This is a genomic window from Methylobacterium sp. NFXW15 (genome assembly GCF_049887755.1).
In the GTDB taxonomy this organism is placed as follows: Bacteria; Pseudomonadota; Alphaproteobacteria; order Rhizobiales; family Beijerinckiaceae; genus Methylobacterium.
The window spans coordinates 1-18855 of record NZ_JAGEKG010000009.1 but is presented as its reverse complement, the minus strand read 5'-3'; the positions used below and the strand labels follow the sequence as shown (position 1 = coordinate 18855).

Annotated in this window: 24 protein-coding genes and 1 pseudogene; 9 read left to right on the top strand and 16 right to left on the bottom strand. The window is 65.6% G+C overall.

Annotation, left to right across the window (positions count from 1 at the left end):
• Positions 1–50 precede the first annotated feature (50 nt).
• From J4O73_RS19025 to J4O73_RS19005, 5 genes are all read right to left on the bottom strand, one after another.
• A protein-coding gene (locus tag J4O73_RS19025) for an IS5 family transposase (RefSeq protein ID WP_426219884.1) occupies positions 51–856 on the bottom strand; the annotation gives its coding sequence in 2 pieces (ribosomal slippage) (positions 51–526 and positions 526–856; 807 coding nt in all).
• A gap of 68 nt (positions 857–924) precedes the next feature.
• Positions 925–1899 (bottom strand): NAD-dependent epimerase/dehydratase family protein, encoded by a 975-nt coding sequence (locus J4O73_RS19020; protein ID WP_426219882.1) that lies wholly within the window; start codon positions 1897–1899, stop codon positions 925–927.
• Positions 1899–2888, bottom strand: coding sequence for a GDP-mannose 4,6-dehydratase (gene gmd / locus J4O73_RS19015; protein WP_426219880.1), 990 nt, complete (start codon positions 2886–2888; stop codon positions 1899–1901). The genes J4O73_RS19020 and gmd overlap by 1 nt, the downstream gene beginning before the upstream one ends.
• Before the next feature lie 453 nt (positions 2889–3341).
• Complete coding sequence (locus tag J4O73_RS19010; protein ID WP_426219878.1) at positions 3342–3761, bottom strand: thiol-disulfide oxidoreductase DCC family protein; 420 nt, start codon at positions 3759–3761, stop codon at positions 3342–3344.
• Positions 3762–3804: 43 nt separating this feature from the next.
• Positions 3805–4245: a MucR family transcriptional regulator gene (locus J4O73_RS19005; RefSeq protein ID WP_426219876.1), complete on the bottom strand. Its 441-nt coding sequence runs from the start codon at positions 4243–4245 to the stop codon at positions 3805–3807.
• Between the two features lie 329 nt (positions 4246–4574).
• On the opposite strand from J4O73_RS19005, the gene J4O73_RS19000 reads away from it, so the two are divergent.
• The 4 genes from J4O73_RS19000 (at position 4575) to J4O73_RS18985 (ending at position 7730) form a co-directional block, all read left to right on the top strand.
• Positions 4575–5618: a helix-turn-helix domain-containing protein gene (locus tag J4O73_RS19000; protein ID WP_426219874.1), complete on the top strand. Its 1044-nt coding sequence runs from the start codon at positions 4575–4577 to the stop codon at positions 5616–5618.
• Between the two features lie 186 nt (positions 5619–5804).
• Complete coding sequence (locus J4O73_RS18995) at positions 5805–5996, top strand: hypothetical protein (RefSeq protein ID WP_426219872.1); 192 nt, start codon at positions 5805–5807, stop codon at positions 5994–5996.
• Between the two features lie 118 nt (positions 5997–6114).
• Positions 6115–6993 carry a MipA/OmpV family protein gene (locus J4O73_RS18990; RefSeq protein WP_426219870.1) on the top strand — a complete coding sequence of 293 codons (879 nt, stop codon included), beginning with the start codon at positions 6115–6117 and terminating at the stop codon, positions 6991–6993.
• A gap of 242 nt (positions 6994–7235) precedes the next feature.
• On the top strand, positions 7236–7730 hold the full coding sequence (locus J4O73_RS18985) for a hypothetical protein (RefSeq protein WP_426219868.1): 495 nt from the start codon (positions 7236–7238) through the stop codon (positions 7728–7730).
• A gap of 57 nt (positions 7731–7787) precedes the next feature.
• Here the strand turns inward: J4O73_RS18985 and J4O73_RS18980 are convergent, their stop codons facing one another.
• Positions 7788–8090: a hypothetical protein gene (locus J4O73_RS18980; protein ID WP_426219866.1), complete on the bottom strand. Its 303-nt coding sequence runs from the start codon at positions 8088–8090 to the stop codon at positions 7788–7790.
• An 88-nt stretch (positions 8091–8178) separates the two neighbouring features.
• Entirely contained in the window at positions 8179–9798 is a 1620-nt protein-coding gene (locus J4O73_RS18975; RefSeq protein WP_426219864.1) for a methyl-accepting chemotaxis protein, read from the bottom strand.
• Between the two features lie 230 nt (positions 9799–10028).
• Between J4O73_RS18975 and J4O73_RS18970 the strand changes: the two genes are divergently transcribed.
• Positions 10029–10391 (top strand): hypothetical protein, encoded by a 363-nt coding sequence (locus tag J4O73_RS18970; RefSeq protein ID WP_426219862.1) that lies wholly within the window; start codon positions 10029–10031, stop codon positions 10389–10391.
• A gap of 135 nt (positions 10392–10526) precedes the next feature.
• Entirely contained in the window at positions 10527–11183 is a 657-nt protein-coding gene (locus J4O73_RS18965; RefSeq protein WP_426219860.1) for a L,D-transpeptidase, read from the top strand.
• A gap of 47 nt (positions 11184–11230) precedes the next feature.
• Here J4O73_RS18965 and J4O73_RS18960 read toward each other — a convergent pair whose 3' ends face one another.
• From J4O73_RS18960 to J4O73_RS18935, 6 genes are all read right to left on the bottom strand, one after another.
• Positions 11231–11434 carry a hypothetical protein gene (locus J4O73_RS18960; protein ID WP_426219858.1) on the bottom strand — a complete coding sequence of 68 codons (204 nt, stop codon included), beginning with the start codon at positions 11432–11434 and terminating at the stop codon, positions 11231–11233.
• A gap of 7 nt (positions 11435–11441) precedes the next feature.
• Complete coding sequence (locus J4O73_RS18955) at positions 11442–11942, bottom strand: hypothetical protein (RefSeq protein ID WP_426219856.1); 501 nt, start codon at positions 11940–11942, stop codon at positions 11442–11444.
• Positions 11902–12141 carry a hypothetical protein gene (locus J4O73_RS18950; protein ID WP_426219854.1) on the bottom strand — a complete coding sequence of 80 codons (240 nt, stop codon included), beginning with the start codon at positions 12139–12141 and terminating at the stop codon, positions 11902–11904. Before J4O73_RS18950 ends, J4O73_RS18955 begins: the two co-directional genes overlap by 41 nt.
• A 221-nt stretch (positions 12142–12362) precedes the next feature.
• Positions 12363–13064: a response regulator transcription factor CtrA gene (ctrA, locus tag J4O73_RS18945; RefSeq protein WP_426219852.1), complete on the bottom strand. Its 702-nt coding sequence runs from the start codon at positions 13062–13064 to the stop codon at positions 12363–12365.
• A 175-nt stretch (positions 13065–13239) separates the two neighbouring features.
• Positions 13240–13653: a GFA family protein gene (locus tag J4O73_RS18940; protein WP_426219850.1), complete on the bottom strand. Its 414-nt coding sequence runs from the start codon at positions 13651–13653 to the stop codon at positions 13240–13242.
• Complete coding sequence (locus tag J4O73_RS18935) at positions 13650–14906, bottom strand: MFS transporter (protein WP_426219848.1); 1257 nt, start codon at positions 14904–14906, stop codon at positions 13650–13652. Before J4O73_RS18935 ends, J4O73_RS18940 begins: the two co-directional genes overlap by 4 nt.
• Before the next feature lie 74 nt (positions 14907–14980).
• On the opposite strand from J4O73_RS18935, the gene gcvA reads away from it, so the two are divergent.
• From gcvA to J4O73_RS18920, 3 genes are all read left to right on the top strand, one after another.
• On the top strand, positions 14981–15859 hold the full coding sequence (gene gcvA / locus J4O73_RS18930) for a transcriptional regulator GcvA (protein WP_426219846.1): 879 nt from the start codon (positions 14981–14983) through the stop codon (positions 15857–15859).
• Positions 15860–15992: 133 nt separating this feature from the next.
• Complete coding sequence (locus J4O73_RS18925; protein ID WP_426219844.1) at positions 15993–16238, top strand: hypothetical protein; 246 nt, start codon at positions 15993–15995, stop codon at positions 16236–16238.
• 60 nt (positions 16239–16298) lie between these two features.
• A complete protein-coding gene (locus tag J4O73_RS18920; protein ID WP_426219842.1) occupies positions 16299–16679 on the top strand; it encodes an STAS/SEC14 domain-containing protein in 381 nt (126 codons plus the stop codon).
• Positions 16680–16823: 144 nt separating this feature from the next.
• Here the strand turns inward: J4O73_RS18920 and J4O73_RS18915 are convergent, their stop codons facing one another.
• The 3 genes and pseudogenes from J4O73_RS18915 to J4O73_RS18905 all read right to left on the bottom strand — a co-directional run.
• The gene (locus J4O73_RS18915; protein ID WP_426219840.1) at positions 16824–17297 is read right to left on the bottom strand and encodes a tellurite resistance TerB family protein; all 474 of its coding nucleotides are present in this window, start codon (positions 17295–17297) and stop codon (positions 16824–16826) included.
• Between the two features lie 142 nt (positions 17298–17439).
• Positions 17440–18009 carry a peptidase S14 gene (locus J4O73_RS18910; RefSeq protein ID WP_426219838.1) on the bottom strand — a complete coding sequence of 190 codons (570 nt, stop codon included), beginning with the start codon at positions 18007–18009 and terminating at the stop codon, positions 17440–17442.
• A 722-nt stretch (positions 18010–18731) separates the two neighbouring features.
• Positions 18732–18855, bottom strand: a pseudogene (locus tag J4O73_RS18905) (porin family protein); the annotation flags it as partial.

Below are 18855 nucleotides of genomic sequence, written 5' to 3'. Positions count from 1 at the left end.
TGGACACTCCGGAAAGCAACTGATATGCCCGCTGTGGCTGCTTAGTGCGTCTAACAAAACCACCGTTCGATGAAGCGCCAGATGATGAGGGCTGCTGCCAACGTGGAGAAGGCAAGATGGATGTCGTGTCGCCGCTCGTAGCGGATGGCGAGGCGACGGAACTGAGCGAACCACGCCAGCGTGCGCTCGACGACCCACCTGCGACGTCCCAGCCGCTGGCTGCTCTCGATCCCGCGCCGGGCGATGCGGGGCTGGATGCGGCAGCGGGTCAGCGCCTGACGACAGCGGCGGTGGTCGTAGGCCTTGTCGGCATGCAGCTTCAAGGGACGCTTGCGCGGCGGTCCCCAGCATGAGCGGATCGGCGGGACGGCATCCACGACCGCCTCCAGCATTCGGCTGTCATGGACGTTCGCGCCCGTCAGCATCAGAGCAAGGGGGATGCCCTTCGCATCGGTGACGATGTGGCGCTTCGTGCCCGGCTTGCCCCGATCGGTCGGGTTCGGGCCCGTCGCTGGGCCCCCCTTTTGGCGGCGATCGAGGCGCTGTCGAGGGAAGCTCGACTGAAGTCGATGCCGTTCTGGCGACCGAGCCGATCGAGAAGCGCGTGTTGAAGGCGGTCCCACACTCCGGCCCTCTGCCAATCCCGCAAGCGCCGCCAGCAGGTCATCCCCGAGCCACAGCCCATCTCCCGGGGCAGCAACTCCCAGGGCGTCCCTGAGCGCAGCACGAACAGGATCCCCGTCAGCGCCGCGCGGTCGGACGTTCGAAGCCGACCACCCTTCGGCTTGGCCTGTTCAGGCGGCAGCAGCGGTGCGATCTCGGCCCACAGGCCATCGGGAAGGAGCGGTCTCGCCATCTCCACCCAACGCGCCAAACCCGGTTTTGTTAGAGGCTCTTAATCGAGCGGTCGTGCGAGATCCGAATCTAGATCTCTGCGGCCACTTTCGCTCGGGCATCTTCGAGAGCATCAGTAAGTGTGTCTGACCAAGGTATCTGCGGCATCCAGCCGATGGCGTCCCGGATCCGACTATTGTCGCCGGCGGCGAAGCGAATTTCAGAGGCACGCGCGCGACTCGGATCGATGACGATCTCGAATGGAACCTTTGCGAGCCGCATAAGGTCATCCAGCACGCTCCCAATCCTACGCGACTGACCCGCAGCGATGTTCAGAATGAGCCCTGATTCGAGCCGCTCGCTCGCCTCGACGATCATTGCATAGGCCCGCGCGACGTCTCGCACGTCCAAGAACTCCCGAAATGAATCAAGATTTCCGACCGCGAGACGAGGCGGGATTAGCCCTACTTCGATCCGGGCGATCTGATGTGCGAAGGCGGGTACCACGAAACGTTCGTCTTGCCCGGGCCCGGTATGATTGAAGGGCCGCAGGATAATAAGGCGGATATGGCTTCCAGACAGGACGTCGGCGAGCATCTTTTCGCCGACGCACTTCGTTCGGGCGTAGACGCCAACCGGCTTCGGAACGGTGCCTTCACTAACTGGTTCGCCGGAGAGAAACGCGCGCCCGTATACCTCACTAGAACTAACGAAGATCAATGTGCTTTCAGGCGCCTCAGCGAGCAAATCTTCTGCAAGATTGAGGAGTCCTGCCACGTTGGTGCGCCAGGTTTCTACGCCTGCTCCATGCGCTTGGCCTACGGAAGCCTGCGCGGCCAAGTGCAGGACGTGGCTGGGCCGGAAGCTTCGCAGGCAAGATGCCAAGCCCGCGCGATCCGCAAGATCGACGGCGCGAAACTCGGCGCCATCCGGCACCCTTGTGCCGGCGTTGCGACCGAGTCCGAGAAGAGCAGCCTGACCCGCACGCGCAAGCGCGGTAAGGACATGGCGCCCGACGAAGCCGGACGCGCCAGTGACAAGAACGCGCCGGCTGGCTCCGCTCATCAGCCGACCTTCGTAACTCGAAGCCGAGCGAGATCAGCCTCGACCATTTCTTGGATCATCGCTTCGAGGGTGGTCTCAGCCTCCCAGCCAAAAGCACTCTTAGCCTTGGACGGATCGCCGAGCAGCACGTCCACCTCGGCCGGACGGAAGAGTTTGGGATCGATGACGAGGTGCTCGTCGATGTTCAGGCCGACATGCTGGAACGCAATCTCGCACATCGACCGCACCGTGGTCGTGCGCCCGGTCGCCACGACGTAGTCGTCGGGCGCGTCCTGCTGCAACATCATCCACATTGCCTTGACGTAATCGCGGGCATGGCCCCAATCCCGCTTTGCGTCGATATTGCCGAGCCGCAGTTCCTTGGCCAAGCCCAGTTTGATCCGCGCGACGCCATCGGTCACTTTACGGGTTACGAATTCGACACCGCGAAGCGGGCTCTCATGGTTAAAGAGAATGCCGTTTGAGGCATGCAGGCCGAAGCTCTCGCGGTAGTTGATCGTCATCCAATGAGCGTAGAGCTTCGCCACGCCATACGGAGACCGCGGATAGAAGGGCGTGCTCTCGCTTTGGACCGTCTCCTGGATCAGCCCGAACATCTCCGACGATGAAGCTTGGTAGTAACGCGCCTGCGGCCGCAAGGTGCGCACGCATTCAAGAAGGTTGACCGCGCCGAGGCCCGTGATGTGTCCCGTGAGGACAGGCTGCTGCCAGGAGGCCGTCACGAAGGACTGAGCCGCGAGGTTGTAAACCTCATCCGGCTGCACATCCTGCACGATACGTGCAAGACTCGACAGATCAAGCAGATTGCCGTCGTGGAGGGTGACGTCGTTGGAAACGCCGAGCCATTTCAGGCGGTGATCGAAGACACCGGCATGGCTGGATCGACGCACCACACCATGCACGTCATAGCCCTTATCCAGCAAAAGTTTCGCCAGATAAGCCCCATCCTGACCAGTTATGCCGGTGATCAAAGCGCGTTTCTTCAACAAATTCAATCCCCTAGGATACTGACGTAGTGTTAGGACGTTGTGTTCGCCCTCCTTACAGGGATTCGATGCGTTCTGCCAAATGGGTTTGCGGCCCCATACGTGGGGATGTGGCGTCGAGGATCCTCAGCCATCAGCAGCTACGGCCGTGACCGTCTTAGATATCAATAATGCCGTCTTCGCAAGTGTAAAAGCGAATTCTCCCGTTGATTGAGCCAGAATAAGAACCTCAACTACAGTATGAGCGACGCCATAATCAGGCGGCTTGACCTTGCACCGGTCGCGGAGTTCACGCAGCCTTACGATCGGTCGCCGCGGATTCAGACGCCGACGAAGCATCTGCCACGGCCATAGAGATCTCAAATCTATCAGGACAAATCACACGTTTCGAGATCATGGACATTTTACTGACTCTGCCTTCCGCAATAAATCGAATCATTGCGAGCAGCACCCCTCTTACTCCCGCCGCAGCCGCACGAATAACCGGGCAAACCATGGCCTGAGCGGCAAGAATAGGCGATAGGCCACCTCCGCCACCGGCAGGATCGGCCGGAATCCGAGAATGCGGAACTCCACGATCCGGCCGAGCCACCGCCAGTTCGGCAGCACGCGCCAGAGCCGCGCGAAGGCGACCGCTCCGGAGACGAGCCGCCCTTGTGGGTCGCGCACGTGGAAGCGCGCCAAAGCCGCCCGCCGGTCGAGCCCCTCACCCAAAACCGCGCTCGCGTCCCGCCCCACATCGACGAAGGCGAGGCGTTCGGCTCCCTGGCAGCCGCGATAATGGTCGATCTCGGCGCGGCAGAGCGGACAGCTGCCGTCGTAATAGATCGTCAGGTCCTTGTCCGAACCGCCCAGGGGATGCGTATCGCCGGTCATGGCGGCGAGATAATCCGCCCGCCGCGACCGTCCAGGCGGAGCCTCAGGCGACCTTGCGCCGCCCCTTGGCGGGCTTCGGGGCTTCCTCCGGAGCCGCGACCGGTGCGGATTTGGCGGGGCGACCGAGCCCCAGCGACTTGGCGAGGCTGGAGCGCTTCTCGCTGTAGGCCAGGGCGACCATCGGGTAGTCGGACGGGAGGCCGTACCGCTCGCGATAGCCGTCCGGATCGAGCCCGTGCGAGGTCAGATGCCGCTTCAGGGTCTTGTAGGTCTTGCCGTCGATGAAGCTGACGATCCCCTCGGGCTTCACCGATTTGCGGATCTGCGCCGTCGTCGGCCTGTCCGCCACCTCCTCGGCCGGCAGGCCGGCGCCCGGAGCGGTAAACCCATGCAGAGACGCGTGGACGCTGGCGATGAGAGCCGGCAGGTCGCCCACGGCAACGTGATTATGAGAGACATAAGCGGCAACAATCTCGCCGGTCATCTCAATAAATTGAATTGTTTCTTCTGAAGCTGATCTGGTCATGGGGGAGGCTTTCGGCTCGAACAATAGAGATAACTAAAGCAGCACCGATGACAGTTCAATGCCGGAAAGTTACGTGAAAATACAACTTAAGCGTGCAGAGTGCCGCCCAGCCGATGCTCCGGACCTTCGGAACCGGGTGACGGTCGGCTTCGATGGAAAGTGCTTGAGGCGGCGGCACCAAAGCGGTGGTTAACGTGTTGCTACGAGCCGATCCGTCGGCCAAACCTTGTCGGGGCATGGCATTTTTTCTTTTCGGCCCCTTCCGCGGAGTGATCTGAGAGACCCCGATGACCATTCGCGGCCCCAATCTGCGCCTGGAGGGTTCGACCCTCGGCCCGCGAAAGATCTCGGCTTGGCGCGAGGCCGTGGCGCCCTTCTGGGACGTCCGCATCCGCAAGGAGGATACACAGGATTTTCGCGGCCGGTCCGAGGTCTATCACCTCGGCAATGCCATCGTAGGCTTCACCGCCGCCTCCGAACTGCGCATCGAGCGCTCGCAGGCTCTGGTCGCCCGGATGGGCGTCGATCACATCGCCATCAAGATGCGCATGGACGGGCATGCCATCGTAAGAGCCGGCGATCGCGAGTCTGCGCTGGCTCCCGGCGATGTCGCCCTGCTCGACCTGTCGCGGCCCCTCGCCCTGGAATCGAACACTTACCGGGCGATGACGCTCATCATGCCCCGCGCCCTTTTCCCGCAGAACGGCGAGGGGCTGGACGCGGCGCACGGAACGATCCTGCGCGGGACTACGCCGTTCGGCACATTGGTGAGTGACCATCTCCGGTCCCTCGGAGCGAATGCCCCGCGGTTCAACGCCGAGGAATCGCGCGCCGCCGCCCAGGCCACGGCCATCCTGCTCTCCATGGCGGCCCGGCGGGAGATCGGGCCGGACCGGGGTGCCCGTCCGGCGGAGCGGGCACCGGTCTTCCTGGCGATCCGCCGTTACATCGATGCCGAACTCAGCGCGCCGCATCTCAACGTCAGCCATCTCTGCCAGCGGTTCGGCATCTCGCGCAGCGGTCTCTACCGCCTGTTCGCGCCGCTGGGTGGGGTGCTGGAATTCATCCGCCGCCGCAGGCTCGCGCGGGCCTACCGGGACCTCTCCGCCGCCGGGCCTCAAGGGGTTCGCGTCTCGGAAATCGCCTTCCGCTACGGCTACGGCAGCCCGGTGAGTTTCACCCAGGCCTTCCGCGCGGAATTCGGCGTCAGCCCCGCCGATGTCCGGGCCGGCGCCCGCGCGGGCAAAAGCCACGCCGGCCTCGCGTTCGATACGCTGCCCACCGGCGGATGGGACGACTTCTACGACTGGGTGCTCCGGCTCGACGTTTGAGCCCGCGCATTGGGACGCTCGGTGAATATTTTGGGACGGGCGCCCGTCGCGATCGCATGCACTTCGCGCGACATATCCTCAGGTTGTACTGGGTGGACGTCCATGGTGCGGAAAGCGAAGGAACAGCGGCCTGGAGCCTGGGTCTGGCGGCGGCCGGACGAGGCAGGAGCGCGAGATTCCCTGGGGATGCGTGGTCCCCGCATCCGGCGCTGGATCGGTGCCGCCCGGCGCCGGGCATCCCGGACCAGGCAGGAGGAACCGGGGACGGAAGCGCAGGTCATCACCCTTACCTGGGCGCAGACCTTCGGCCGCCCTCCGGCGCCGCGTCGGCAGGACGACGCAGCCGAGCGGATCGTCGTTCCGCTTCGCCGCCGCTGAGGCGCGCCGCGCGCCGTCGCTCAGGTGAGGCGTCCGGGCCGCACGGTTCGGACGGCGTTACCTGATCGAGACAATGTGTCTGGCGCGCCGCTTCGCGACGGGGAATCTGCTGGGCCTCATGGGTAGGGTCCGGATTGTGGGCGGCGTATCGAGTTTCGTATCGGGATGGGCGGCGACGGGTGCCGCCCTCGTCGCCTTGGCGGCGGCATCACCCGCGGACGCGGCGGATCTCGCGCCCCCCGCACGCGCCCCCACCTTCACCTCCGTGAATCCCGAGACCTGGGAGATCACCCTCAGCGGCACGCTCCAGGCGATCCCGCGCTATCCGGGCGCGTCGGACTACACGCTGGTCGGCTATCCGGGGATCGATGTCCGCCGCTCGGGCGAGCCGCGCCGTTTCTCCGCGCCCGACGACAATCTCAGCCTCACGCTTTTCGACACGGAGGCCTTCCGGACAGGCCCGACCCTCCGTTTCGTGCCCGGCCGCTATTACGGCGACGACCGCGCTCATCTCTTCGGCTTCCGGGACGCGCGGATGGCCTTCGAGCCGGGCCTGTTCGTGGAGGTCTATCCCGTGCCCACCGTCCGCCTGCGCGGCGAGGTCCGGCAGGGGGTCTACGGGCATCACGGCACGGTCGGCACCGTCGCGGCGGATTACCTCCTGCCCTACGGCCGATGGCTCTTCTCTGTGGGGCCGCGCCTCAATGTCGGGGATGCGAGCTTCGCGCGGACCTATTTCGGGGTAAGCCCGATCGAGGCCGCCATCAATGGCCGCGTCGTGCCCTACAGCCCCGGCAGCTTCTACTCCGCAGGCCTCCTCGGGGCGGTCACCTTCCGCCAGGACGACACGTGGTCCTACACGGCCTATGCCGGCTACAACCGCATCCTCGGCTCGTCGGCGGAGAGCCCCCTCGTCGACCGGCCCTTCGGCAATCCCAACCAGTTCACCCTGGGCCTACGCGTCGATTACACGTTCAAGACGGCGCCGCTGCTGTAATGTTCTATCCGTGATCGCAAGACACGAGGGTCGCGGCCCGAACGAGGAATGACTGACAGGCGAGACGGCGCGCGGCGCATGACGCCCGATGGGTCACGTCGCTGTGAATAGCGATGAATACGCGGCAAAGGTCCCGGCTCGCGCGCTTTTCAACTGCGATCACTCGTTGCGCGCTTTCTCACTACCGCAGCTAGAAGTAGTCTCCGCCACGCCACGCATCTGCGTGTTGCAGGAGACTCGTCATGGTCCGCTCATTCGTGTCCGTCGCGCTCCTCGGCGCGGCCCTGGGGGTCGCCTCCTCACCCGCCGCCGCGCTCACGGCCACGGAGTGCTCGGCCAAGTATCAGGCCGCCAAGCAGGCCGGCACGTTGAACGGCCAGAAGTGGAATGACTTCCGCAAGGCCGAGTGCGGCGCCAACGCGGCTCCCGCCGCAGCCCCGGCCGCCTCGACCGTGCCGAACCCGATGGCACCCGGCGGCAACAAGGCCGCCTCCCCTGCGCCCGCCCCGGCCCCGAGCGCGGCGGCCCCGAAGCCCGCCCCGGCGGCGGCGGGCATGGCGGGCTTCCCGGCCAAGGTCGATCCGAAATATGCGAGCGAGCCGGCGGGCAAGCAGCGGATGCACACCTGCCTGGACAGCTACAACGCCGCCAAGGCCGCTGGCACGCTCGGCGATCTCAAGTGGATCCAGAAGGGCGGCGGCTATTACAGCGAGTGCAACAAGCGGCTGAAGAGCTGAACTCCTCCCCCCGCCGAGGCGAGGACGCTCCGGCGGGTATGCCCTTGCAGCGGACGCCTACGGCATCACCCAGACGCAGGCCCCGGCGGCCTGCGTGTAGCATTCGTAGATCGTACCGCCGAAGGTCGCGCGGCGCTCGACGGCCCCGATCCCGGCACGGGGCACGAGGCGGCACCCGGGTCGTTGCCCGATCAGCGTCGCGGCGCGACTGCTGTCTTCCCCCGCTTCCGCTGCGAGCTGACGCAGGGCCACGAGGCTCTCGCAGGCCGGAACCGTCAACCCCGACGGCGCCCGCGTGTCCTCGGCCCTCGCCGCGAGGGACGCCAACACCAGACATCCCGCAAGCGTCACCGCACGCATCGCGACCTCCCCTGCGGTCGACTCACCGCGCGAGGGAAGATGGACCGGGCGCGCGGTTCGGCAACCCGGACACGAGGGCACCCTCCCCTCAATGCCGGTAGCGTTCCGCCAGGGCCATGAGGGCCTGGGCGAGTTCGGTCATGTTGGCGGAGGCGGTCTCGACCTGCCGCGTCCCGGCGGCCGTCTGCTGGCTCGCCTGGCGGATGTTCTGCAGCGCCCCCATCACCTGCTCGATGCCCAGCTGCTGCTGGTTCGTCGAGGCCACGATCTGCTGGAACGTCTGCACGTTCTCCTCGAAGCGCGCCGTGATCTCCTCGATCGTCCGCTGCGTCGTGTCAGACCGCGTCTTGCCCACCGCCGAGCGCTTCACCGCCTCCTCGGTCAGCATCACCGACGTGTTGATGCCCCGCTGGATCTCCCCCAGAATCGCCCGGATCTGGCCCGTGGCCGCCTTCGCCTGATCGGCCAGAAGCTTCATCTCCGAGGCCACCACCGCGAAGCTGCGCCCGCTCTCGCCCGCCGCCGCCGCCTCGATCGCCGCGTTCAGCGCCAGGAGGTGCGTCCGCTCCGAGATGTCGTTGACGCTCTCGATGATCTCGCCGATCGCCTGCGTCTTCTCCGAGACCCCGACGATGTTGCCCGCCACCGCCTCCGCCTGCTCGCGGATCGCGTCCATCGCCTGCGCGGTGTCCGACACCGCCCGCAGCCCCTGCCGCGAGGTCTTGGCCGTGGCCTGGGCCGTGGCGATCACCTCGCTCGCCCGCTTCGAGATCTGCGCGCCCGAATGGGTGATCTCATCGACCGTCGCCGCCGTCTCCTGCACCGCCGCGAACTGCTCCTCCACCGAGGCCGCCTGCTCCTGCGCCGAGGCCCGGATCTCCGCCGCCGCCGCGTTCAGGTCGGACGTCGCCGCACGGTTCGTCCGCGCGAAATCCGAGAGCCCGACCACCATGGCGTTCAGCGTGGCAGCAAGGCGACCGACCTCTCCGTCCGCCGTCTTTTCCAGGCGCCCGGTCAGGTCGCCCGCACCGACCCGCTCGACGAAGGTCATCACCCTGAGGAGCGGCCGGACCACGAGGCGGTTGATGGCGAGACCGAGGCCGAGGCAGATCAACAGGGTGACGAGCGTCCCGCCCCAGACCGCGATGTCCTCGGCGCGTTGGGCCTGCGCCACCCGCTGCGACAGCTCGGCGCGCACGCCCTGCTCCAGAGCCTCGATGGAACCGAGTTCGGCACGGAGCCGGTCGAACAGGCGCTTGCCCTTGCCGTCGGCCTCGTTGCGGACGGCCTCCGTCCGCGTCGCCGGATCGGCTGCGTTGCGGATCGCCGCCTCGCCGATATCGGTCTGCCAGCTGCGCGCCGCGGTGACGGCGTCGGCGAGCATCCGGGTCCGCCCCGCATCCTGTCCGATCAGCATGCGCAGGCGACCGATCGCCTCGTCCAGCGCCCGGCGGCCCGCATTGTAGGGATCCAGGCTGCCCTCGCGCCCGGTGATCAGGTAGCCGCGCAGGCCGGTTTCCTGGTTGAGCATCGCCGCGCGGAACGCATCGAGCTCGCGGATCACCTGGTCCGAGTGCTCGCGGGCATCGGTCGCGTCCTGCAGGCGGCTGCGTGTGAGCAGGACCGCGCTGCTGCTCAGGACTGACACCAGGGCGACGACGCCGATCGCGCCTCCCAGAAGGCCATTGAGACCCAACGACTTGCGCATGACCGGCTGTCCTGCCCCGTGCCGCGGGCGGCACACAGGAGGCAGCCGAACCGGGGCGATGCGGCGTGATAGCCGGTGAGAGAGGCGGTTGCGAGATCCGTTCCGTCGGGATTGGCCGAAGGATCCGTGACGTGTGTCCTCACACAGATGTGTCGTAGGCCGGGGGCCATAGGGCGAACGGATTGCATGCGGACGCTTTGTGACACCAGCGTCATCACGGCCCCGATCCGATGAAGAGATTAGCCCCCGCCCTGTTCGTCGTCGCCGCCTGGGCCACCTTCGGCTCCTGGGCCGAGGCCCATCGCGCCGCGCAACAGACCGATCCTTCCGCCCTCCGGCCAGGTATCGAGGCCGACATGGCCGCCCGGCATTGCGCCGACCTTCGCATCGACACCGAGCGTTTCCGCGCCTTCGCCCATGCGAACCACCTGAACCACGCGGATTTCTTCACGCTGAAGCGTTCGGTGGCCCTGCAGCAGGGAATCGATGCCGAAGCCAAGGCTCTGCGCGAGCGTCCGCAGGAGGCCTGCGCCGCGCTCTGGGAGCGCTACGGCAGCATGGGCAGCGTGGCGCAACTGCTCGTCAAACGATGAGGACATCGCCCGGGCCCGCCGCATTGGCGCCATAACCGAAGCCGACAACCGTGGCCGTAACACCCTCGGGCGGGCTGCACCCCGCCCGGTACGACGGCAGGCGGGACAACGACGGCGATGACGATTGTGAGGCCAATGGCCGGCACCCGGGCGGGACTCGACCGCCGCTCGTTCCTCGTCGGCTCGGCTCTGAGCGTCAGTGCCCTGGGCCTCTCCGCCTGCAAGACGTCCGACACGATGAGCTTGGCCGAGGCCCAGAGCCTCTACGGGCCGATGCCGCAGGAGAAGTTCCCGATCCCCGCGGTCGATGTCAGCAAGGTCGATTCGAAATACTACCGGCGCACCGTCAGCTACGAGACGAAGGAGGCACCGGGCACGATCATCGTCGATCCGAAGAATTATTACGTCTACCGGATCGAGGAGGGCGGGGCCGCCACGCGATACGGCGCCAATGTCGGCCGGGACGGCTTCCTGTGGAGCGGCGATGCCTATGTCGGACGGAAGTCCGAATGGGCGACGTGGACACCGCCCAAGGAAATGATCAAGCGCCAGCCGGAAGCCGCCAAATACGCCCGTGGCATGCCCGGCGGCCTCGACAACCCCCTCGGCGCCCGCACGCTGCATCTCTACCAGAACGGCGCCTATACGCTGTACACGATCTACGCGAGCAGCGACCCGGAAACGATCGGCAGCGGCATCACCAGCGGCTGCGTCGGCCTGCTGAGCCAGGACATGATCCATCTCTACGCGCGCACCCCGGTGAAGACGAAGGTCGTCGTCCTCCCCGCCTGAGGCATCCCGGAGGAATCCGGTCCCTTCGATCGGGAGACAGCGACGCCTCAGACCTCTCCTTCGAAGTGCGGGTGCCCCGCATTGGCGAGGGCGCGGTCCACGGCTTCTATCGCCAGAAGGATGCGGGTCAGATCCTCGGCCATCGAGACGGGCGCGAGCTCGATCCCACCGATGCGCGCGGCAAGAATATCGCGCTGACGGACGAGTGAGCCCCGGGCGCGCGTCAGGCCCTCAACGGAATCGGTGTTCATGGCGCCCCTATTGCGGTGCAAAGATCGTGACGTTGTTATTGATCTGATAGGCCGCGGTCGGCTTCGTGTTGACGAACCGTAAATAGATCGGGCTCTCGCCAAAGATCGCACCGAAGGAGGGCGTGACCGCCATAGGAAAACAGCGCGATAAAACCTCGGATGCAGCCTCTTCATACCGGTGTTTGGCGTCGTCATCACCGACGAGCCGACGTGCAGTGATGAGCGGCTTGCCCCGGATGGCTCCGGTTTTGTCGAGGCCGAACCGGTAGGCAATCAAGGAGCCCTCGGTCCCGGACGGTACCGTCCAGCACGCGGCCACCGCCTTGCGGAACTCAACCCAGTTGTTGATCGGCGTGGGCTGAGATCGCACCGACGAACCGGACAGGACAGCGACCGATCCCGCGAGAAGCAGCATGGCAAATCGGACGGCCAAGGGCACCTCCGCGATGAGCGCTTCGCCGTCGATGTCACGCGAGGCTGGACGGTGGCTGCCACGCGACGCCGGCATGCTCCCGAACGTCTCCCGCCTTCGCACCGGTGTCTGCATCGCTCGCCCAATCGGCGGGCTCATCGACAGACTCGATCACAGCATCGGGATAGGCCGCCTCCAGGAACAGGCGGGCCTCACCTTCCGCCGCCGCCCTCACCGTCACCAAGGGCTTCGGACCATCCGCAGTGCGAACCTGCGCAATGAACAGCTTCGTCATGGAACCTCTCCGTCCTGCTCGCGCGACCCAAGCCTGCTCGCGCGACCGAAGAGCGGGCCGCTGACGGCCCCCTTCCCGGAAGGATCAGGCATCATGGAGCGGCAACAGATCAACGGCGCGAAGGTTCGCGATCCGATGAACAGAAGCGGGGACAGGGGCCCATGACGACGTGGTTCAATCTTTGACGATGGCTGGTCCGTTCGTCACCGTCCGGAAGCGCATCAACTGGCCATAGCCCGCATCTCCGGCGCCTCTTCGCGCAGCACATAGCCGCGGCCCCAGATCGTCTCGATGTAGTTCTTGCCCTGGCTGGCATTGGCCAGCTTCTTGCGCAGCTTGCAGATGAAGACGTCGATGATCTTCAGCTCGGGCTCGTCCATGCCGCCGTAGAGATGGTTCAGGAACATCTCCTTGGTCAGGGTCGTGCCCTTTCGCAGGGAGAGGAGCTCCAGCATCTGGTACTCCTTGCCGGTCAAGTGGACACGGGCACCGCCGACCTCGACCGTCTTCTGATCGAGGTTCACGATCAGGTCGCCGGTGGTGATGACCGACTGGGCATGGCCCTGCGACCGGCGGACGATGGCGTGGATGCGCGCCACCAGCTCATCTTTGTGGAAGGGCTTGGTGAGATAGTCGTCGGCGCCGAAGCCGAGACCCTTCACCTTGTCCTCGATGCTGCTCATTCCGGAAAGGACCAGGATCGGCGTCTTGATCTTTGCAACCCGGAGACTGCGAAGCACCTCGTAGCCCGACATATCGGGCAAGTTCAGATCGAGCAGGATGATGTCGTAGTCGTACAGCTTGCCGAGGTCGATGCCCTCCTCGCCAAGATCTGTCGTGTACGTCTGAAAGTTCTCCGACTTCAGCATCAACTCGACGCTTCGAGCGACAGTCGTGTCGTCTTCGATCAGCAAAACGCGCATGAAGTCACCTCGGGTTGAGGTCGCTCGTAAAGGATCAACAATACCGATTAGTTAACGGGCATCATGCGAGTTCATCCATCAGTGACGGCTCCGGCAGGCCCCGGATCTCCGTTCCGGCCTCGAACGCGATCGCAACCCGCCAGGATTCCAGAGCCGAAAGCTGCGCCTCGGCGTGTCAGGTGGCCGGGAGGAAGCACAACGTGCCGGCGATGCGGGTTGCGTGCCCCGTGTCGCTCGGATGGTTGACCCCGTCCACGACCGGCACCTGTGCGAAATCGAACGGGCTCACCCCGTCGAGGCAGGCGACGTTCACGCCGTAGAGGTGCGGGTTCGAGCGGCGCTGATGGTGGGTGTAGATCCCGCAGCGGGAACAGAAGTAGTGCGCGGCCGTGCCCGTGTTGAACCGGTAGCGCGTCAGTGCCTCTTCTCCCCGCACGATCCGGATGTCGGCCATCTCCGCAGAGGCGACGACTGCGCCTCGCATCCGGCAATAGGAGCACGTGCAGCGGCGGATCGTCGAGAAGCCATCGACGAGCGTCACCTCGAATTGCACCGCGCCACAATGGCATCGTCCGGTCCGGTGGGTCATGGCGTCGACGTCTCCTGGGTCGAGGGCGCTGCGAGGCGGGGCGAGAGGACGAGCATCAGGGGCACGACTGCGGCCGCCGTGGCGGCCGAGGCCATCGTCGCCCAGCCGGGGCCCACGGCGTCGCCCAGAGGGCCGTAGAGCAGCGGCGTCGCGAGCGCGCTGCCGCCCAGGGTCCAGGTGTAGAAGATCGCGAAGGCCCGCTCGACCCGGCCACCCGGCGCCAGTTCCGGCACCGTCCCGTAGAGCACGGACGATGTGCCGTTCAGCATCAGGCCGAGCAGCGGCAGCACGACGAGGACGGGGGCAAGCGGCAAGAGGACGGCGGCGAGGATAGCGACCGCCGTCCCGGATTCCGTGAGGATCACGCTGCGGGTCACGCCGATCTGCTCTCCGATCCGCCCGAAGACGGCCTTGCCCAGCGCCCCGCCGACCGCGACCAGAGCGAAGGCGATGCCGACCAGGGACAGCCCGGCCCCCTTCGCCTGAAGCAGGAACGGGAGGTAGATCAGGAAGGCCGGGCGCGCAGCGTTGTCGAGCATGCCGATCGCCACGAGGAGACGGAAGCCGGTCGGGTCCGACATGCGTTCCCCTCCCCCCGGGGCCGCCCTCTTCGCGGGTGTGTGGCCGCGCGAGGCCGCCTCACACGGCAGGAGGCCCGCGACGACGAGGGCGACGACCAGACCACCGCCGGCCACCAGCCACAGGACGGGGCGCCAATCGGCCTGGGTGAGCAGGAAGCCGACGAGGGGCGGCAGGGCTGCCTTCCCCAGATCGCCGGTGAAATTGTAGGTGCCCAGCGGTCCACGGGCAGCGGATCCGTAGGCGCGGGCGATCACAGCGGAGGCAAGGGGGTGCTGGGTGCTGCTGCCGGCGCCGGACACGATCAGCGCGACGCAAAGGCCGACGAGCCCGCCGGACGCCCCGGCCAGGGCGTAGCCCCCCGCCCCCAGAAGGGTGCCGAGGGTGAGCACGGCGCGCACGCCGAACCGGTCCGCGAGGGCGGCAGCGGGCATCTGCAGTCCGGCCAGCGCTCCGGCATAGAGCGAGCGCAGCACTGCGAGGGCGACGTAACCGAGCCCGAACTCCGCCTGCCAGACCGGCAGGAGCACGTAGATCATGTCGGTGTAGCCGTCGTGGAGGGCGTGGTTGACGCCGACGACGGCGAGGGAGCGCCGCCCATTCCGATGGGCCTGAGCCGGCACCTCCGCAGGGCTGAGTGGCAGGGCGGGCGATGTCCGGCTGTCCGTGATCATGCCCGCCAGGATGATCCCCTCCCCCGGCCACGACAAACGCCTTATGCTGACGCTCACGTGAGGAAAGCTGACGCATGCATCGTCGCCTGCCGCCGCTCAACGCTTTGAAGGCCTTCGAAGCGGCCGGTCGCCACGGGAGCTTCACGCGAGCGGCGGAGGAACTGCGTGTGACCCACGGCGCGGTCAGCCGACACGTGCAGACGCTGGAGGCGTGGCTCGGTCTCCCCCTGTTCGAGCGGCACAACCGGCGCGTGGTGCTCACCGAGGCGGGCCGCACGTATCTCCCCGAAATCGGCGCGGCTCTGGACCGGATCGCCCTCGCCACCGCCCGGCAGAAGGAGCGCGGCCGGGCCGACGTGCTGCACGTGAACGCGCTGGCGACCTTCACCCTGCGCTGGCTGATCCCCCGGCTCTCGGTGTTCCAGCGGGCTCATCCGGCGGTCGAGATCCGCCTGACGACCTCGAACGTACCCCTCGCGCAGATCATCGAGCCCTTCGACGTCGCCATTCGTGGTGGCCCAGACACACGGCCGGGCTTCGTCGGGCGGGCCTTCCTCACGGAGCGGCGCATTCCCGTCTGCAGCCCCCGGCTTCTGCAGCACGGCCCCCTCTCGAAGCCGACCGACCTGACCGGCCACACGCTTCTGCACGCGGCAACCCTGCCGGATGTCTGGCCGCAATGGCTGCAGGCGGCCGGCGTGCCAAACTTGGCCCCCCAGGCCTCGGTGACGCTTGAACACTTCTACCTGACGCTGCAGGCCGCCCTCGACGGATTGGGGATCGCGATGGGGCCCGATCGCCTCATTGCCGATGACGTCTCCGCGGGCCGCCTGATGATACCCTTCGCGGATCCTGCTCTGCCCGCGCGCAGCTACCACACCTACGTGTCCGAGGCGGACGCAGACCGTGCGGCCGTCCGAGCGTTCTGCGACTGGCTGTCGACCACGAGCTGACGTTCAGCGACCGTCAGCGGTGGGGTACAGGTCGAAGAGATCCTCCCTGGGCTTGCGGCCGCAGACAATCCCGTGGGGGGACTGCTCATCATAAGCCCGGTGAACCAGATCCGCCCTGATCAGTTGAGCGCTCATGACTGATCAGCCCTCGCCCACCCCTCTGAATCTGATAGCCGATGGCCGTCGGCGTGAAATGGCCGTCGAGCACATCCTGTTCGGCACAATCCGCTTCCTGTCCCATCGTCACCCGGAATTGCTGGATGAACTTGAGGGGAGCTTGAGCCACCTTTGGGACAAATCCGAGGGTGAGGAGCGAGATGACGAGGCCGTTCGAGACATCGCGCGAAAGTTCATCCGCAGCTTACGTGCCGAAGCCTGAAGTCTTCATGACACTTCTACCGGAACAACCTACGTTCGTGGAAAAAGCTTGGAGGCCAGCATGAATACGGCGCCTGATGGCTCGGTCGTCCAGCGCGATACTCCGCGGCCCGACCTCGTGGCTTTCGAAATCAAGGAGAAGATCACCAAGCCGGATATCGAATGGATGTCGGCCCTGACAGATCAAGCCATGCAGCAGCATCAACAGATCGACATGCTTCTCATCATGTCAAATTACGAAGGATCGGACTTCGGGGCGAAATTCGACGGCTATGCCAATAGCGTAAAAGCTCGCTCCGTTGCGCATATCCGGAAATACGTCGTCGTCGGTGCTCCCGCCTTTGCGGAGGCCATGATCAAGCTCTCAGGCCTCATCATGCCCGTGGAAACGAAGACGTTCGATCTGGCCGATGAGGATGCCGCCTGGGCCTATCTCGCCTAAGCTCGGTCGGCGACTCGGACGAGAAGAGCCCAAGAGCGGTCGCCGACCGGGCTGAGCCACCCCCGTCGATGGATCCCCGGTCGTCTTTGCGAGCGCGGCGCAGCAAGGACGGAAGCACGTGGGCCAACTCGGTCGAAGACGGTCCTAAATCTGGGTTCGCTGTTGAGCGGACCTAATTGGCGCGACCTCGAGCAAGCCCTGCTTATCGACGATGAGGGCGGCTGCAATCTCATTCAATGCCGTATGCTCGATCTCGGCAATGCCATCGTGGTCCGCGACATCAGCCGCGACCAGGAACACGCTTTCACGTTGATCGGCAGGCCTGCCGGCAATGGCCGCGATACGTCGAAGGTTGTCCGCCCGTCCGGCACGCGTGCGCGCGCGGCCGATGGCGTCGTAGAGCGCCTCTTCCAGCATGAGGGCGTCGTAGCCCTTCTCCAGGATAGGGCTTGCCAAGACACCCTTCAGCGCGGTCTCGAACTCCTCACCGGCCACTTCACCGTCCGCCACGATCACGTTGGCAGCGGCTGAAACGGCAGCCTGCATCAGGGTCTCATCGCCGGCATAAGCGGTCACTGCGCGGGCCACGCGGGTGAGAAAATCGGTTACGATGCTCATGCTCGGTGATCGCCCCCGGTAAAAGGCCTACGACAGGATCGGCACGCCCAGGCGCCACAGCGGACCGCCCGCCAGCCTCCCGACCCTCGTCGGAACGCTAAGCCATCATGCGCAAGGTCGTTCCAGAACAGCCGCCAGCCGCTCAGAGCACGGCCTCGATGAGGCCGAGCGTTCGGGCTTCCTCGGCCTCGAGATACCAATTCGACGGTGCCCGCTGCAGGACCTCTTCCATCGTCACGGATGAGCCGAGGATCAGGTTCGCAAAGCCCTCGTTCTGAATGGCGATCGACGTCTCCAACTCGTTCAGCGTGGCCTTCACGGCAGCCAGACAGGTGGTCAGCGGGCCTTGGACGTGCAGATGCTTGTCCATCTTGCGCTCGTGAATCATCAACCGCGTCCCTCGTGTCAGGTAGCGATTGGCTCTCGTGAAGAAACTCATGAAGGTCGTGCCAGCCGAGTAGATGGCGGCCTTACCCAGGAAGACATACCGCTTCTCTTGGTTCATCTCGCTGTAATAGCGGATATCCTCTCCCATCATTCGGGCTACCTCAGGATCGCCACCCAAAGTCGACAACTCAATCACGACGACGTCTTGATCGAGCACCGGCTCGAATTGTTGGCGAAAGTCCTTGTACATCGCATAGTCAACCGATCCCGAGAGCAAGACGGTCGGCCTCTTGAAGGCAGAGGCAGGAAGGAGCGGCAACGTCATCGTACTCACTTTGCAGTCAGCATCCCCGCAAGAGCGGTCGTGCAATATCCAGACCCATCATCGACACATGGGATTTCAGCCTGCGCCGTACCCACCCTTGCGATTATCCGGTGTCGGCATAGTGGGGCGATTATCGTAGCCGCCACTTTCGGGGCCCTGTTCATCCTGTCCTTCCGGAGGAGCAGGGGATGTCGGTCCTGCAACCGTCGCATCGTCGGGACGCTTCTCATGCCCCGGCAGCTTTCCCGGAGGGACCATTCCGAAGGCCTCTCGCGCTGCGTCAGAGTCCGTTCCCATGTTCTCTCTCCACGCCTCTCGGAGGGATCAAGGCAGGGGACGCAGACGAGGTTCCTGGCGAGCGTCCGACAGACTGTCAGGACGGCCAATCGCAGTACCGAGCGGTCCTTTGGGAGACATCATGGCCGACTGCCAGAGAGGCCACATGGACCACGACCGGCCGGAGAATAAGAGCGCCTCACGAATTTCCCGCTCACCGGGAGTTCTCTCTCCGCCCTCGGCGGCGCAGCGGGAGTTTTGTGAGAGGCTCTCAGCCGTCGCGGTGGCGAAGCCCGCCCCAGCGAAAGGGGCCGGAGGGCCCCATGCCTGAGGGGCGCTCACGACAACGGTAAACGCCCCAGGAGTTTTCACACTCCTGAGGCGTCACTCGGCCTACGAAATCAGTTTGATCGGGCTGACTCTGGGGCCAAATCCGAACTGTCGTCTTAGTACGAGCCGAACTTGTAGTTCACGCCGGCGCGGACGACGGCGAACTCGGTGTCGCGGCGGTTGTTGGCCGGGCCGGAGACCAGGGTCACGCCCGGGGAGGTGGTGGTGATGGTCTGGCCG